Here is a 13,497-nt window from a genome sequence, read left to right as displayed (position 1 = left end):
GACGACAATACGCTCCATGGAAGACGATCTGAACGCATTGCTGCGCCCCTTGCGGGAGAAAATCGATGACATCGACGCGCAGCTTCTGAAACTGCTCAACCAACGCGCCGCCGTCGCCCTGGAAGTGGGCGAAGTCAAGAAGCGTTTCGGCGCGCCGGTGTTCCGGCCTGAGCGCGAATTGCAGGTCATTTCGCGTCTGCAACAAACCAACGACGGCCCGTTGTATGGCGACAATCTGGCGTCGATCTGGCGCGAGATCATGTCGGCCAGCCGTGCGCTGGAGAAGGTCATGACGGTCGCTTACCTGGGGCCGGCCGGCACCTACAGCGAACAGGCGGCATTTGCCTACTTCGGACAAAGCGTGAAAGGCTTGCCGTGCCCGTCGCTCGACGAGGTGTTCCGCGCCGTCGAGGCCGGCAGCGCGGACTTCGGCGTCGTGCCGGTCGAGAATTCGACCGAGGGTGTCGTGTCGCGCACGCTGGACCTGCTGCTGCAAAGTCCGCTGACGATCAGCGGCGAAGTGGCTTTGCCGATTCATCACAATCTGATGTCGCTCTCGGGCACGCTCGACGGGGTCAAGCGCATCTGCTCGCATGCGCAGTCGCTCGCCCAATGTCAGCACTGGCTTACGGCGCATTTTCCGCTGCTGGAGCGGCAGGCGGTGTCGAGCAATGCTGAGGCGGCGCGTATGGCGTCGGCCGATCCGACCATTGCGGCGATTGCCGGCGAGTCCGCGGCGACCCAGTACGGACTGCAGGTGGCCTACGCGCACGTGCAGGACGATCCGCACAACCGCACGCGATTCGTCGTTGTCGGCACGCAGGATCCGGCGCCGAGCGGCCACGATCAAACATCGCTGATTCTCTCGGTGCCGAATCGCGCCGGTGCCGTGGTGGCGTTACTCGAACCGCTGGCGAACAATGGCGTGTCGATGACGCGCTTCGAGTCGCGTCCGGCCAAAAGCGGCGCGTGGGAGTATTACTTCTACGTCGATTTCGAGGGTCATCGCGACGATCCCAATGTCGCCAAGGCGCTCGACGCGCTCCGTCAGAACGCGGCTTATTGCAAAGTGCTCGGGTCATACCCGCGCTCCGCATAACGGGGCGGCGGACGAAACACCATGAGTCTGAATAAACTCGTCATCTGCGGCGTCGGCCTGATTGGCGGTTCGCTCGCACGTGCGCTCAAGGCCGCGGGTGCCGTGAAGGAAGTCGTCGGCGTCGGGCGCAGCGAGGCGTCGCTGGCGCGCGCGCGCGAACTCGGTGTGATCGATCGGGCTGCCGTGTCAATGGCCGAGGCCGTGGCGGGGGCCGATATCGTCGTGCTCGCGGCGCCGGTGGCGCAGACGCCCGCATTGCTCGCGGCGATCCGCCCGTTTCTCGGTGGCGATACGATCGTGACCGACGCGGGAAGTACCAAAACGGACGCCGTAACCGCCGCCAAGGCCGCACTGGGCGACGAAGTCTGGCGCTTCGTGCCGGGGCACCCTATCGCCGGGGCGGAATTGTCCGGTGTCGATGCAGCGAAAGCCGATTTGTATCTCGACCGGCGCGTCGTGCTGTGTCCGCAAACGAACAATCGTCACGAGGACGTCGCGCGGGTGCGCGCGATGTGGGAGGCGACCGGGGCGCGTGTGTCGGAAATGTCCGAGACGCAGCACGATCGCGTATTCGCGTCGGTCAGTCACCTGCCGCATGTTCTCTCGTACGCGCTCATCGCGCAGATTCTCGAAGCCCCCGACGCTGCCTCGAAATTCGGTTTCGCGGGCGGTGGTTTTCGCGACTTTACGCGCATCGCGGCATCGAATCCGGAAATGTGGCGCGATATCTGTATGGCCAATCGCGAGGCACTGCTCGCCGAACTCGATGGCTACGTCGCGACGCTCGCGGGTTTGCGTCAATTGATCGATGCCGGTGACGGCGCCGGTCTCGAGGCCGTCTTCGCGCGCACCAGCCAGGCGCGCACGAACTGGGCCAAGCAACAGGAAAAGTAATGGAAACGCTCGATCTGGGTCCTTACGGACACGCCGAAGGCACGCTGCGCCTGCCCGGCTCGAAAAGTATCTCGAACCGCGTATTGCTGCTCGCCGCGTTGTCCCACGGCACAACCCGCGTGCGCGACCTGCTCGCGTCGGACGACACGAAGGTCATGCTCGACGCCTTGGCGACGCTTGGCGTCAAATGTACGCAGGTCGGTGACTCGCGCGATTTCATCGTTGAGGGCTGCGGCGGTGCATTTCCCGTCAAGACGGCCAAGCTGTTCATGGGCAACGCGGGCACGGCCATTCGTCCGCTGACGGCGGCGCTCGCGCTTAGCCACGGCGACTATGCGGTCTCAGGGGTGGCGCGTATGCACGAACGCCCGATCGGCGACCTGGTTGACGGCTTGCGTCAGCTCGGCGCGCATATCGATTACGTCGGTAACGCCGGCTATCCCCCGCTGCATATCCAGCCGGCCGATGTGGCCGCACCGTCGGCGCCCATTCGCGTGCGTGGCGATGTGTCGAGCCAGTTCCTTACCGCGTTGCTGCTCACGTTGCCGCTGTTGCCGTCGGCAACGGGCGAGATCGTCGTTGAAGTCGAGGGAGAGCTGATTTCCAAGCCGTACATCGACATCACGCTGCGACTGTTGCGGCGCTTCGGCATCGATGTCCGGCAAGACGGATGGTCGCGCTTCACGTTGCCGGCGGCGGATGCCGGCGGCGCGAAGTATCGGAGTCCGGGCGAGGTCCGGGTCGAAGGCGATGCGTCGTCGGCGTCGTACTTCCTCGCCGCCGGGGCCATTGGGGGCGGACCGCTGCGCGTGGAAGGCGTCGGCCGCGACAGCATTCAGGGCGATGTGCGTTTCGTGGACGCCCTCGCGGCGATGGGCGCGCGCGTCACACTGTTCGACGACGCCATTGAAGTGCACGGCGTCGACACGCCGAGCGGCAAGCTGCGTTCGCTCGACATGGACTTCAATCACATTCCCGACGCAGCAATGACGATCGCGGTCGCCGCCCTTTTCGCGGACGGCACCACCACGCTGCGCAATATCGCAAGCTGGCGCGTGAAGGAAACGGATCGTTTGGCCGCCATGGCAATCGAACTGCGCAAGGTGGGGGCAACGGTGGAGGAGGGCACGGACTATTTGCGTGTCACGCCGCCCGCCGCACTCACACCGAACGCGGCCATCGACACCTACGACGATCACCGTATGGCGATGTGCTTCTCACTCGTGAGCCTGGGCGGCGTGCCGGTGACGATCAACGATCCGAAATGCGTTGCCAAGACGTTCCCGACGTATTTCACCGAGTTTGCGCGCGTTGCGTCCTAGCGCGTTGCAAATGCTGGGTCGCACGCCGTTGTTGAAAGGGCAGAACTGACGGTACGTACGCGCATCGGCCCCTGATTGTCGGAAGACCACTCGGGGGCCGATCACGCTGGCCGTGTGCGTGGCCAGGCCCCTGGCACGAGATCGACCGCCCGGTGCACCTCAATTTCCCTCCTGTCTATCTGCATAGCCCCGCGTGCCGCGCGGCTCGGGATCGGCGTGCTCTGCCTGCCTCGCCCCGGAAACATCCGGCCTCTCCGGCGCTTTCGGCCTCTCCGGCACATCCGGCACATCCGGCACATCCGGCACATCCGGCACATCCGGCACATCCGGCACATCCGGCACATCCGGCACATCCGGCACATCCGGCACATCCGGCACATCCGGCGCATCCGGCACATCCGGCACATCCGGCACATCCGGCGCATCCGGCACATCCGGTACATCAGGCGCATCAGGCGCATCAGGCGCGAGCCGGCCGGACGTCACTTTTCCCAGCCACCCGTCGGCGCATTTGTGCGGATTTTCGCGCAATGCGCATGTCGCGACACGCGGGCACCGTGCTGCATCAAGGCATTGCGTTCGCCGATGTGATTGGCATGCGAATTGCATAACGTTCTCCAAACAATCGAATATCGATCATCAGGAGACATGTCATGACATTCACCCGCCTTCCCATTTACTGACCCACCGGGCCCAACCGGCCCGGCCTCAGGCCGTCGGTTCCCATTCGCTTCCCACGTAGCAGAACCCTGACCACGTGCGTCATTGCGGCTTTCGCCGCGCGGCGTGGACAGGTCTTGATGTCAAAACGATCCAGAGGAGATTTCAATGCACGCGCGACTGACCCGTAAAACCGCCACTTCGCTGAAAATGACCGCCGCCGCGATCGCCTGCGCGTTCGCCAGCCTGGGGGCGCAAGCTGCACAGGCGCCAGCACAGATCAGTATTGGCACGCTCTACGCGAGCACTGGCCCGTTCGCGGTGGCTTCCCAGGGGCAATACGAAGGGCTGAAGTTCTGGGCCGACACCGTCAACAAGCAGGGCGGGGTGCTCGTCAAGGCATACGGCAAGAAGATTCCCGTGAAGATCGTGGCGTACGACGACCAGAGTTCGACGTCCACGGCCACCACGCTCTATAACCAGTTGATCACGCAGGACAAGGTCGACATCCTCGTGGCCGACTTTGGGTCGGTGCTGACGTCGGTCGCGGTGCCGCTCGCGGCTGAGCACCACATGCTGTTGATCGATCCGACCGGCTCGGGGGCGAACTTCTTCACTCAGAAGACCGATTACCTCGCCGATGTGAGTATTCCGTCGTCGACGGTCTGGCCGGTGCCGCTCGCCAACTTCCTCCTCAAGCAGAAGATCAAGCGCGTGGCGATTGTCTACGGCGCGAACGATTTCGATGCCTCGCAAGCCGAAACGATGAAGGCGGAACTCGCGAAGGGAGGCGTGACGCCGGTGTTCTACCACAGCGTGCCGACCACGGAATCGAACTACAACGTGCTGCTGCACACGGCGAAGGCCGCCAATCCCCAGGCGTTGCTTGAATTCGGCTACGCGCCGAACGACATCGCATTCCTGCGCGCGCTGTCGCAAAGCGGCCTGCATTTCGACATGACGTTCACGATCTTCCCGGGGCAACTGCTGCAACTGCTCACGAAGAATGCGGGGGTCGATGCGCTCGCCTACACGTACACGTACCCCACGCCGCCGCTGGTCAAGTACGACAAGGTCACTTACGGGATGAATACCGCGCAATTTGTGCAGGCGTTCCAGGCCGACCAACACAAGGATCCGACCTTCCTCGACTCGGCCGGTTACAACACGGGCATTGTCATGGAGAAGATGCTTGGCGACGCACCGACGTTTGCACAACCGGCCTTCCATCAGGCCTTGATGGACATGTCCGGAAAGACGACCACGCTGCTGGGGCCGTTCCAGATCAATGCGAACGGGGCGCAGCTCGGCCAACCGTTCCCGGTCGCCCAGATGGTGCCGGACGGCAACAAGGGGCTCAAGTTCGTCGTCGTGTATCCGGACTCGCATGCGACCGGCAAGCCGGTGTATCCGGCGCCGACGCACTGATCGTCAGTCGCATCGTCTGATCAGGAACCGGCCGGCGCCGAACGACGGCGCCGGCGACGACATCCTCGCTTGCGAAGGGACGAACGTGGAACTTCTTGCTTATGCCGTCATGGGCGGCATTCTGTACGGTATCTTCTTCACGCTGGTCGGCCTGGGACTCAATCTCGTGTTCGGCGTGATGCGTATCATCAATCTCGCGCACGGGCAGTTCATCGTGCTGGGCAGCTATGCGGCGTGGATGGTCTCGCATCATTTCGGCCTGAGTCCGTTGTGGGCCATTCCAGTGTCGGTGGCCGCGGCAACGATCATTGGCTGGCCGATGTATCGGGCCGTCGTGCCGCGACTGCAGCGCAGCGACGACCCGGAGATGCTGTCGTTCATCCTGTTCTTCGGCATTGGCCAGATGCTCGAGTCGTTGACGGTACTGATGTTCGGCGCCGACCAGCGCTCGTTGCCCGACGATGCGCTCGGCAGCGGCAATCTGGGGGCCTTCGGCCAGCAGTTTCCCGATAGTTGGTGGTGGGCCGCCGGCATCAGCGTTGCGGCGCTGGTTGTGCTGTGGCTGTATTTCTCGCGCACGCGGTTCGGCTATGCAACTCGCGCAGTGATGGCCAATCGGGAAGAGGCCGTTGCCACCGGAATCGACGTGCGCCGTGTGTCGACCATTGCGTTCGTCGCAGGTCTCGCGCTCGCGGGCATCGCGGGCGTGTTCGTGCCGTATCTCCTCGGCTCGGTGTCGCCCGATCTTGGCGACAACCTCACCACGACCGCGTTCGCGATCGTGGTCATCGGCTCCCTTGGCAATCCGCTTGGCACGATTGCCGGCGGGCTCGTGTTCGGTCTCGGCACGATGCTGATGCAAACCTATTACTCGTCGTGGTCGAACGTAGTGCCGTATGCGCTGCTGTTGATCATTGTGCTCATTCGTCCCTCGGGCTTGCTCGGAAAGGCGGTGCGTCTTGCTTGATACCACTCTGAACCCCACCGGACAGACGGCGCCGCGACGCTTGCGCGCACCGGCTATCACGCTTGCAGTGGTTGCCGCGATCTTCCTCGTGGCACCTCATGTGTACGCCAACCAGTCGCTGCTGTTCACGATCATGACGTTTATCGTGCTGGCACAGGGACTCAACTTGCTGTACGGCTTCACCGGCTATTTGCCGTTCGGCTATGTGGGCTTTTTCGGCAGTGGTGCCTATGCAACGTCGCTGCTCGTGCTTCATACGCACCTGCCCATTCTCGCGTGCGTCGCGGGCGGCGGCCTCGCGGCCGCACTGCTCGGGCTGGTGCTCGGGCCGCTGTTGCGGCTCTCGGGCGCCTACTTCTCGATTGCGAATCTCGCGGCGTCGCAGATCATCTACTTCGTTGTGTCGAACCCGAACCTGTCCGACGTGACCGGCGGCCCCTACGGACTCAAGATCGAACAGGTCTACAGTCCGGACGCAAGCTACGCCTGCATGCTCGGCGTTTTGCTCATCGCGTGCGCATTTGCGGCGTACTTCCGCACGTCCGGCTTTGGCATGTCGCTGCGTGCGGTCAAGCAGGATCCGGTGAGCGCGGCGATGGCGGGCGTCAACGTTGTGCAGGCGCGTCTCGTCGCGTGGCTGGTGTCGGCATTGATCGCCGGGCTCGCGGGCGGCACCTACGCATGGGGCATCTCGGTGTTCTATCCCGACGCGGTGTTCACGTTGCAGTTCTCGGTGTTCGCCATCGTGTTCGCACTCTTCGGCGGCGTCGGCACGGTCATCGGGCCGATTGTCGGCGCGGGGCTGCTCTACGTCCTGTACGCGGCGATCGGGATTTCCACGCCACAGTACTTCCAGTTCATCTATGGCGGTCTCATCGTGCTGCTCGTGCTGTTTCTGCCGGGTGGCCTCCTGTCGCTGCTGCAACGTCGGGGTATCCATGTCTTCTGAATTGTTGCAACTCGTGGGCGTTCACAAGCGCTTCGGCGCACAGGTCGTGCTCAACGATGTGAACTTTGCTGTCGTGCCCGGCGAGATCGTCGGTCTCGTCGGCCCGAATGGCTCCGGCAAGACGACGACCATCAACGTGATCTCGGGGCTCCTGCAGGCGGACGAGGGCGCGATCGATTTCCTCGGGCAAACGATCAACCGCATGCCGATGCACCGGCGTGTACACCTTGGCATCAACCGTACGTTTCAGGTGCCGAAGGTGTTTCGCGACATGACCGTGCACGAGAACGTTGAAGTCGCGGCGCGCAGCGTGCGTCTGGATCCCCGCGAGATCGGACCGATTCTCGAAGACATCGGTCTCGCCAGTGTGGCGTCGCGTGTCGCGGGTTCGCTGACGGTGAATCAACAGAAGCTGCTCGATCTCGGACGGGCGCTCGCCACGCGGCCGCAATTGCTGCTGGTCGACGAGATTGGTGCGGGGCTCAATCCCGCGGAATTGAATGTGATTGCCGAGTTGCTGCAACGACTGTCGGCACGTGGCATCGCGATGATCGTGGTCGAGCACTTGCTCGATTTTCTCAACCGCATCACCGAACGTGTGATCGTGCTCGGCGCCGGGCGCATGTTGTTCGAGGGACCGCTCGCGTCGGCAGCGCGCGACCCCGAGGTGATCGCTGCATTTATTGGAGCGGCATGATGACGGCATCCCTGGTAATCGAAGGCGTGGAGGCCGGCTATGGGGACATGCAGGTGCTCTGGGGCGTCGATATGCGGGTCGAGCCCGGGCAAACCGTGTTGTTGCTCGGTGCAAACAGCGCGGGCAAGACGACGCTGCTGCGCACGCTGATTGGGCTATTGCCGTGCAAGGGCGGGCGCATCACGCTCGACGGCGAGCGCATTGACACGCTGCGGCCTGATCAGCGGATTCGGCGCGGCATCGCATTCATGTCGGAGCTCGGTGTATTTCCGACGCTGTCGATCGACGAGAACATCGCGCTCGGCGGCTATTTCATGCCCGAAGCGAAAATCCGTCAGCGCAAGGAAGTGTTGTTCGCGCTTTTTCCCGCACTGGCGGCGAAGCGGCGTGCTGCCGCGGCAAGCCTGTCGGGGGGGCAACGCAAGATGCTCGGCATCGCGAAGGTGCTAATCGCCGAACCCCGCCTCCTGTTGATGGACGAGCCGTCCTCCGGTCTCGCGCCGGTGTTCGTCAAGCACGTGATCGACGCGTTGCGCACGGCCATTGGCGACGGAACCTCGTTGCTGATCGCGGAGCAGAATATCGCGTTCCTCGATCTTGCCGATCGCGGTTACTTGCTCGATCACGGCAAGGTTCGCGTGTCGGGCTCGCGCGCGGAGCTCGAAGCGAGCGACGCCGTGCGCGAGACTTACTTCGGGCTGTAAGGTTCGTTTGGCGAACGATGTCCGGGATGTCGACGCGTTGTCGTCGCGGACGCAGGACGCGGGCCTGATGAGGCCCCCTCCCGCCAGAGGATCGAGCGGAGCACGGGGATCGGGTACGCCGGACAAGCGCTTGTGCCGATGGTCGTCGGTCGCCGCACCGTTAGAATGATGGCTTCAGAGGAGACGGTGCGATGGGGCGGTGGGCAATGGACGTTCGCGGACCCGCGGGGCGCGGGCTTGCGGGGAGGCGGTCGTGAAGTTCGTCAGCGCAACGTCGCGTCGCACGCGTGTTTTGCTCGCGCTCGTGGTCGCGTTCGCCTTGCTGACGGTGGTGGGCGCATGGGTGGCCTATCGTTACGCGGAGCAGGTGGAGATTCGCACGCTGCGAGACACCGCTGCGCACCGGCTCGACGGCTACGAGAACGCGCTGACGAGCGAGGTTCGACACTATAGCTATCTGCCGTCGCTCGCGAGCCTGAATGCCGACGTGCTCTCGATGCTGCGCCATCCGACCGATCGCGATCTGGTCGCGCGGGTCAATGCGTATCTGCAGACCGTCAATGCAGACGCGGGCTCCAGCGCGTTCTACGTGATGGACAAGCAAGGCAACACGCTCGCGGCGAGCAACTGGAACCAGCCGAAGACGTTCGTCGGGTCGAACTTTTCGTTCCGCCCGTACTTTATCGGCGCCATGCGAGACGGCCATGGCCGTTTCTACGGGCTGGGCACCGTGAGCAATGAGGCGGGCTATTTTCTGGCCGAACGGATCTATGACGACGCGCATCGCGTGCTTGGCGTCGTGACGCTCAAGGTCAATCTCGACCGGATCGAATCGGTCTGGCGACAGGGCGCCGAGCCCGTGCTCGCCGTCGATTCGCATGGCGTGATCATGCTGTCGTCGGTGCCGGGGCTCAAATACAGGACACTACGTCCGCTGTCGGCGGCCGCGCGCGCCGAGATCGTGAGTACGCACCAGTACGATGCGCCGGGGGCACTCATGCCCGCTGGCTTCACCATCGAGCGCACACTCGCACCCAATGCGTGGATCGAGTCGGTGGCGCGCGACAATCCGCTGGCCGCCAGCCTGCCGACCCCTCAGCCGTTTCCAACCGAATTCCTGGTCGTTACCCGTCCCGTATCGGGCACCGACTGGCACATTGTCGTGCTGTCGAATCTCGCGCCTGCGCGAGCGGTGGCGCGTGCATTGGCCCGATCGGCCGCGCTCGGGCTCGCATTCGTCGTCGTGCTGGCGCTGACGGTGTGGCAGCGACGGCGCATTGTCGCGCAACGGCTGGCACTGCGCGAGGCGCTGCAGCAACTGAACGAGGAGCTCGAGCGCAAGGTCGCGCGGCGCACTGCGGCGCTGAGCCGCGCGAACCGCAATCTGGAGCACGAGGTCGCGATGCACAGGGAAACCGAGGCGCAGCTCAAGGCGGCATTCGAGGAGCTTGTGCAGGCGGGCAAGATGGCGGCGCTCGGGCAGATGGCGGCGGGCGTCACCCACGAGCTCAATCAGCCGCTCGCGGCGCTACGCACGCTGTCGGACAACGCGCTGACATTCCTCGAACGGGGGCGGCCGAGTCACGCCGAGGCCAATCTTCGGATGATCGGCGAGTTGATAGAGCGAATGGGGCGGATCACGTCGCAACTGAAGCGCTTCGCCCGCAAGGCGCCGACGCAGCTCCAGCCTGTCGTTGCCGCCGAGGCGATCAATAACGCGTTGTTCCTCGTTGGACAGCGGCTGCGAAAGGAGCGGGTCGAGCTCATGTTCGACGCGCAATTGGCCGATGCCCGCGTGCTCGCCGATGCCAATCGGCTCGAGCAAGTGCTCGTGAACCTGTTCACGAACGCGCTCGACGCGATGGCCATCACCCCGGTGCGACGCCTTGAGGTGACGGTCGAGGCGGATGGCAATACGACCGTGATCCGGGTGCGCGATACCGGCATGGGGCTTTCCGAGGCTGTGCGCGCGCGGCTCTTCGAGCCGTTCTTCACGACGAAGGAGCAGGGCACGGGGCTGGGCCTCGGGTTGGCGATCTCCGAGGGCATCGTGCGTGAGTTCAGCGGTTCGCTGAAAGCCTCCGGCCGGCCGGAGGGCGGCGCCGAGTTCAGTATTTATCTACGTACGTACAGGGAGGGCAACCCGTGATCCCAGACAGCTTGCGCGTGCTGCTCGTGGAGGATGACGCGGCAGTGAGGCTCGGTACTGTCCAGGCGTTGCAGCTAGCGGACATCGAGGTCGACGCGTTTGGAAGCGCCGAGGAGGCGCTTGAGCACATCGACGGCGATTTTCCGGGTATTGTCGTCAGCGATGTGCGTCTGCCCGGCATGACGGGACTCGAACTGCTCGAACGCGTGAAGGCAATGAGCGCGTCGATGCCGGTCATTCTCGTGACCGGGCACGGCGACATCGCGATGGCGGTACAGGCCATGCGCCTCGGCGCTTACGACTTCGTTGAAAAGCCGTTCGCGTCGGAGCGGATCGTCGAGCTTGCGCGACGTGCGCTCGAGCACCGACGGCTTACGCTCGAACTGACGGCCGTGCGCAGGCAGCTCGAGAGTCGTGATCGTATCGATGCGAGGATCCTCGGGAATTCGCGACCCGTGGAGCATTTGCGCAAGCTGATCCTCGAACTGGCCAATACCGATGCGAACGTGCTGGTGTTCGGCGAGACGGGCACCGGCAAGGAACTGGTTGCGCGCTGCCTGCACGACTTCGGCCCGCGCCGCGACAAACCCTTTGCCGCGCTGAACTGCGCGGGCCTTCCCGAATCGCTATTCGAGAGCGAAGTGTTCGGCCATGAGGCTGGCTCGTTCACGGGGGCGTTGAAACGTCGCATCGGCAAGCTGGAATATGCGCAGGCCGGCACGCTCTTTCTCGACGAGATCGAGACGATGCAGATGGCACTTCAGGTCAAGTTCCTGCGTGTGCTTCAGGAGCGCCAGTTCGAGCGGATTGGCTCGAACGAACTGCTGCCGATGAATTGCCGGATCATTGCCGCGACGAAGGCGGATCTGCTCGAGCTCGCCCGCCAGCAGCGGTTTCGCGACGATCTCTACTATCGGCTTGGGGTGATCGTGCTCGAGATCCCCTCGCTACGGGAGCGTCGGGAAGACATTCCGCTGCTGTTCGAGCACTTTGTGCTGCGGGCGGCGGCGGCGTACGGTCGTCCGGTGCCGGAGATCGGCGCCGAGCGTCTGAATCGGCTGATGGCGCGCCCGTGGCCCGGAAACGTGCGCGAACTGTGCAACGTCGCCGAGCGCTTTACGCTCGGACTCGGGACCGGAGATCCGGACGACGGCCCGCAGGGGACGCCGCGCACGCTCGACGAGCAGATGAACCTGTTCGAGCGGCGTTTCATCGAAGAGGCGTTGCGCGCGTCCGGCGGACGCGCATCGCTCGCTTGCGAAAAGCTGGGCATTCCCCGAAAGACCTTGTACGACAAGATGCGGCGCCTCGGCATCGTGTCCGATGATTTCAAGTGAAATCAGGGCAAGGGAAGCGATCGAATCCATCGGCCGGTCGCGCCCCCTGCCGCCGCGAGACCGCGATTCCGGCGGCGCGTCAGTCGTGCGCGAGGCACGACGGCTATACTGGTCAGGTCAGCGTTGCTTGAGTTCGCTGCCGGTCGCCGAATCGATGGTCGCGATCCCCCATTGCCACCCTAATCCCGGGCAGTTTGAAGGCGGGACAACGTGCGGTAGCGAATTCGCATAGCGCCCCTCGTGGCCGCCGCGGCCCGGTGGTCGGGATCTATCTCACCCGTGCCCTTGAGCGCGCCCGGGCGCCCGATTCATCGGTGCGAGCCACGGGGCATGTCGCCCTGCCGTGCGTAGAGACCCCCCATTCGGACTGGCTAAGGGATAATCGCGATCTTGCGCGGCGGCCGAGTTTTCGGGACGCGCCAATGGTGCCTGCGCAAAAATGGTAATCATTACTATTTGCGCGCGAGATTTCATTTTTTGATGTTTTGAACACACAGAGACGAAGGGATGCCTGATTTCACGATGGTGGACGACTCGATTCCGGTCATTACGGTGGATGGCCCAACGGCATCCGGCAAAGGGACGGTGGCACACCGTGTGGCCGATGCATTGGGCTTTCACTATCTCGACAGTGGGGCGCTGTACCGGCTGACGGCGCTGGCGAGCGCCCGGCACGGGATCGATCCGGACGACGTCGGGGCGCTGACGGTGCTCGCAGAGACGCTCGATGTGCGGTTCAAGGAGCAGCGCATCTGGCTGGCCGGGGAGGACGTCACCGACGCGATACGCGCCGAGGCGATCGGCAACCGGGCATCGAGCATCGCCGTGCACAAGGCGGTCCGTCACGCGCTCGTGTCGCTTCAGCGGGCCTTCAAGACCGCGCCAGGCCTCGTTGCGGACGGTCGCGACATGGGCACGGTGATCTTCCCGGAGGCCGATCTGAAGGTGTTTTTGACGGCCACACCGCAGGCGCGCGCCGAGAGGCGTTATAAGCAATTGATAGAAAAAGGATTTTCTGCTAACATAGACAGTCTGATGCTGGATCTTGAGGCGCGCGATGCGCGGGATCGTACCCGTGCCGAAGCGCCCCTACGGCCAGCAGAGGGTGCGCGGGTACTCGACACGTCGGGGCTGAACGTCGATCAGGCGGTGGCCCAGGTGCTCGAATGGTTCGCGCAGGTGCAGTATCCGCAAGGCGCCTGACAGGGTGTTTCATGCAGTCACCCGTCGTGGCTTTGTCAACCTTTAACCCAACCGTTGTGCGTGATCGTCAACCCCCCCTTCGGGTGAC

12 protein-coding genes are annotated in these 13,497 nt (G+C 63.9%); 11 read left to right on the top strand and 1 reads right to left on the bottom strand.

The genetic code is table 11. The features are described from left to right. Window positions 1-16: 16 nt before the first annotated feature. The 3 genes from pheA to aroA are packed head-to-tail and all read left to right on the top strand — an operon-like array spanning window position 17 to window position 3,315. Entirely contained in the window at window positions 17-1,099 is a 1,083-nt protein-coding gene (gene pheA / locus PanNE5_RS01270) for a prephenate dehydratase (RefSeq protein WP_017232100.1), read from the top strand. 21 nt (window positions 1,100-1,120) lie between these two features. After that, a complete protein-coding gene (locus PanNE5_RS01265) occupies window positions 1,121-1,993 on the top strand; it encodes a prephenate dehydrogenase (protein WP_017232099.1) in 873 nt (290 codons plus the stop codon). Beyond that, on the top strand, window positions 1,993-3,315 hold the full coding sequence (gene aroA / locus PanNE5_RS01260; protein WP_017232098.1) for a 3-phosphoshikimate 1-carboxyvinyltransferase: 1,323 nt from the start codon (window positions 1,993-1,995) through the stop codon (window positions 3,313-3,315). Before PanNE5_RS01265 ends, aroA begins: the two co-directional genes overlap by 1 nt. Before the next feature lie 159 nt (window positions 3,316-3,474). On the opposite strand, the gene PanNE5_RS01255 is transcribed toward aroA, so the two are convergent. Then, on the bottom strand, window positions 3,475-3,846 hold the full coding sequence (locus PanNE5_RS01255) for a hypothetical protein (RefSeq protein ID WP_261939038.1): 372 nt from the start codon (window positions 3,844-3,846) through the stop codon (window positions 3,475-3,477). A gap of 297 nt (window positions 3,847-4,143) precedes the next feature. Here PanNE5_RS01255 and PanNE5_RS01250 point away from each other — a divergent pair, with 297 nt between their 5' ends. From PanNE5_RS01250 to cmk, 8 genes are all read left to right on the top strand, one after another. After that, window positions 4,144-5,403 (top strand): amino acid ABC transporter substrate-binding protein, encoded by a 1,260-nt coding sequence (locus tag PanNE5_RS01250; protein ID WP_017232096.1) that lies wholly within the window; start codon window positions 4,144-4,146, stop codon window positions 5,401-5,403. Window positions 5,404-5,488: 85 nt separating this feature from the next. Then, the gene (locus tag PanNE5_RS01245; protein WP_026131626.1) at window positions 5,489-6,370 is read left to right on the top strand and encodes a branched-chain amino acid ABC transporter permease; all 882 of its coding nucleotides are present in this window, start codon (window positions 5,489-5,491) and stop codon (window positions 6,368-6,370) included. Next, window positions 6,363-7,319: a branched-chain amino acid ABC transporter permease gene (locus tag PanNE5_RS01240; RefSeq protein WP_017232094.1), complete on the top strand. Its 957-nt coding sequence runs from the start codon at window positions 6,363-6,365 to the stop codon at window positions 7,317-7,319. Before PanNE5_RS01245 ends, PanNE5_RS01240 begins: the two co-directional genes overlap by 8 nt. Next, on the top strand, window positions 7,309-8,016 hold the full coding sequence (locus tag PanNE5_RS01235; protein WP_017232093.1) for an ABC transporter ATP-binding protein: 708 nt from the start codon (window positions 7,309-7,311) through the stop codon (window positions 8,014-8,016). The genes PanNE5_RS01240 and PanNE5_RS01235 overlap by 11 nt, the downstream gene beginning before the upstream one ends. Continuing rightward, window positions 8,013-8,720 carry an ABC transporter ATP-binding protein gene (locus PanNE5_RS01230; protein WP_232424507.1) on the top strand — a complete coding sequence of 236 codons (708 nt, stop codon included), beginning with the start codon at window positions 8,013-8,015 and terminating at the stop codon, window positions 8,718-8,720. The genes PanNE5_RS01235 and PanNE5_RS01230 overlap by 4 nt, the downstream gene beginning before the upstream one ends. A 253-nt stretch (window positions 8,721-8,973) precedes the next feature. Continuing rightward, window positions 8,974-10,869 carry an ATP-binding protein gene (locus PanNE5_RS01225; protein WP_017232091.1) on the top strand — a complete coding sequence of 632 codons (1,896 nt, stop codon included), beginning with the start codon at window positions 8,974-8,976 and terminating at the stop codon, window positions 10,867-10,869. Further along, window positions 10,866-12,206, top strand: a complete 1,341-nt coding sequence (locus PanNE5_RS01220; RefSeq protein ID WP_261939037.1) for a sigma-54-dependent transcriptional regulator — start codon at window positions 10,866-10,868, stop codon at window positions 12,204-12,206. Before PanNE5_RS01225 ends, PanNE5_RS01220 begins: the two co-directional genes overlap by 4 nt. Window positions 12,207-12,713: 507 nt before the next feature. Beyond that, window positions 12,714-13,409, top strand: a complete 696-nt coding sequence (cmk, locus tag PanNE5_RS01215; RefSeq protein ID WP_017232089.1) for a (d)CMP kinase — start codon at window positions 12,714-12,716, stop codon at window positions 13,407-13,409. Window positions 13,410-13,497 lie beyond the last annotated feature (88 nt).

It is taken from the genome of Pandoraea sp. NE5, from assembly GCF_024363545.1.
Classification (GTDB): Bacteria; Pseudomonadota; Gammaproteobacteria; order Burkholderiales; family Burkholderiaceae; genus Pandoraea; species Pandoraea cepalis.
Note: the sequence above shows the minus strand (reverse complement) of the source record. Positions and strands in the feature narration are given on the sequence as shown.

What these genes read in the sequence shown, in the direction of transcription:
- cmk (WP_017232089.1), top strand. Translation starts at nt 12,714, where the DNA reads ATGCCTGATTTCACGATGGTGGACGACTCGATTCCGGTCATTACGGTG.
- PanNE5_RS01250 (WP_017232096.1), top strand. Translation starts at nt 4,144, where the DNA reads ATGCACGCGCGACTGACCCGTAAAACCGCCACTTCGCTGAAAATGACC.
- pheA (WP_017232100.1), top strand. Translation starts at nt 17, where the DNA reads ATGGAAGACGATCTGAACGCATTGCTGCGCCCCTTGCGGGAGAAAATC.
- PanNE5_RS01265 (WP_017232099.1), top strand. Translation starts at nt 1,121, where the DNA reads ATGAGTCTGAATAAACTCGTCATCTGCGGCGTCGGCCTGATTGGCGGT.
- PanNE5_RS01230 (WP_232424507.1), top strand. Translation starts at nt 8,013, where the DNA reads ATGATGACGGCATCCCTGGTAATCGAAGGCGTGGAGGCCGGCTATGGG.
- PanNE5_RS01235 (WP_017232093.1), top strand. Translation starts at nt 7,309, where the DNA reads ATGTCTTCTGAATTGTTGCAACTCGTGGGCGTTCACAAGCGCTTCGGC.
- aroA (WP_017232098.1), top strand. Translation starts at nt 1,993, where the DNA reads ATGGAAACGCTCGATCTGGGTCCTTACGGACACGCCGAAGGCACGCTG.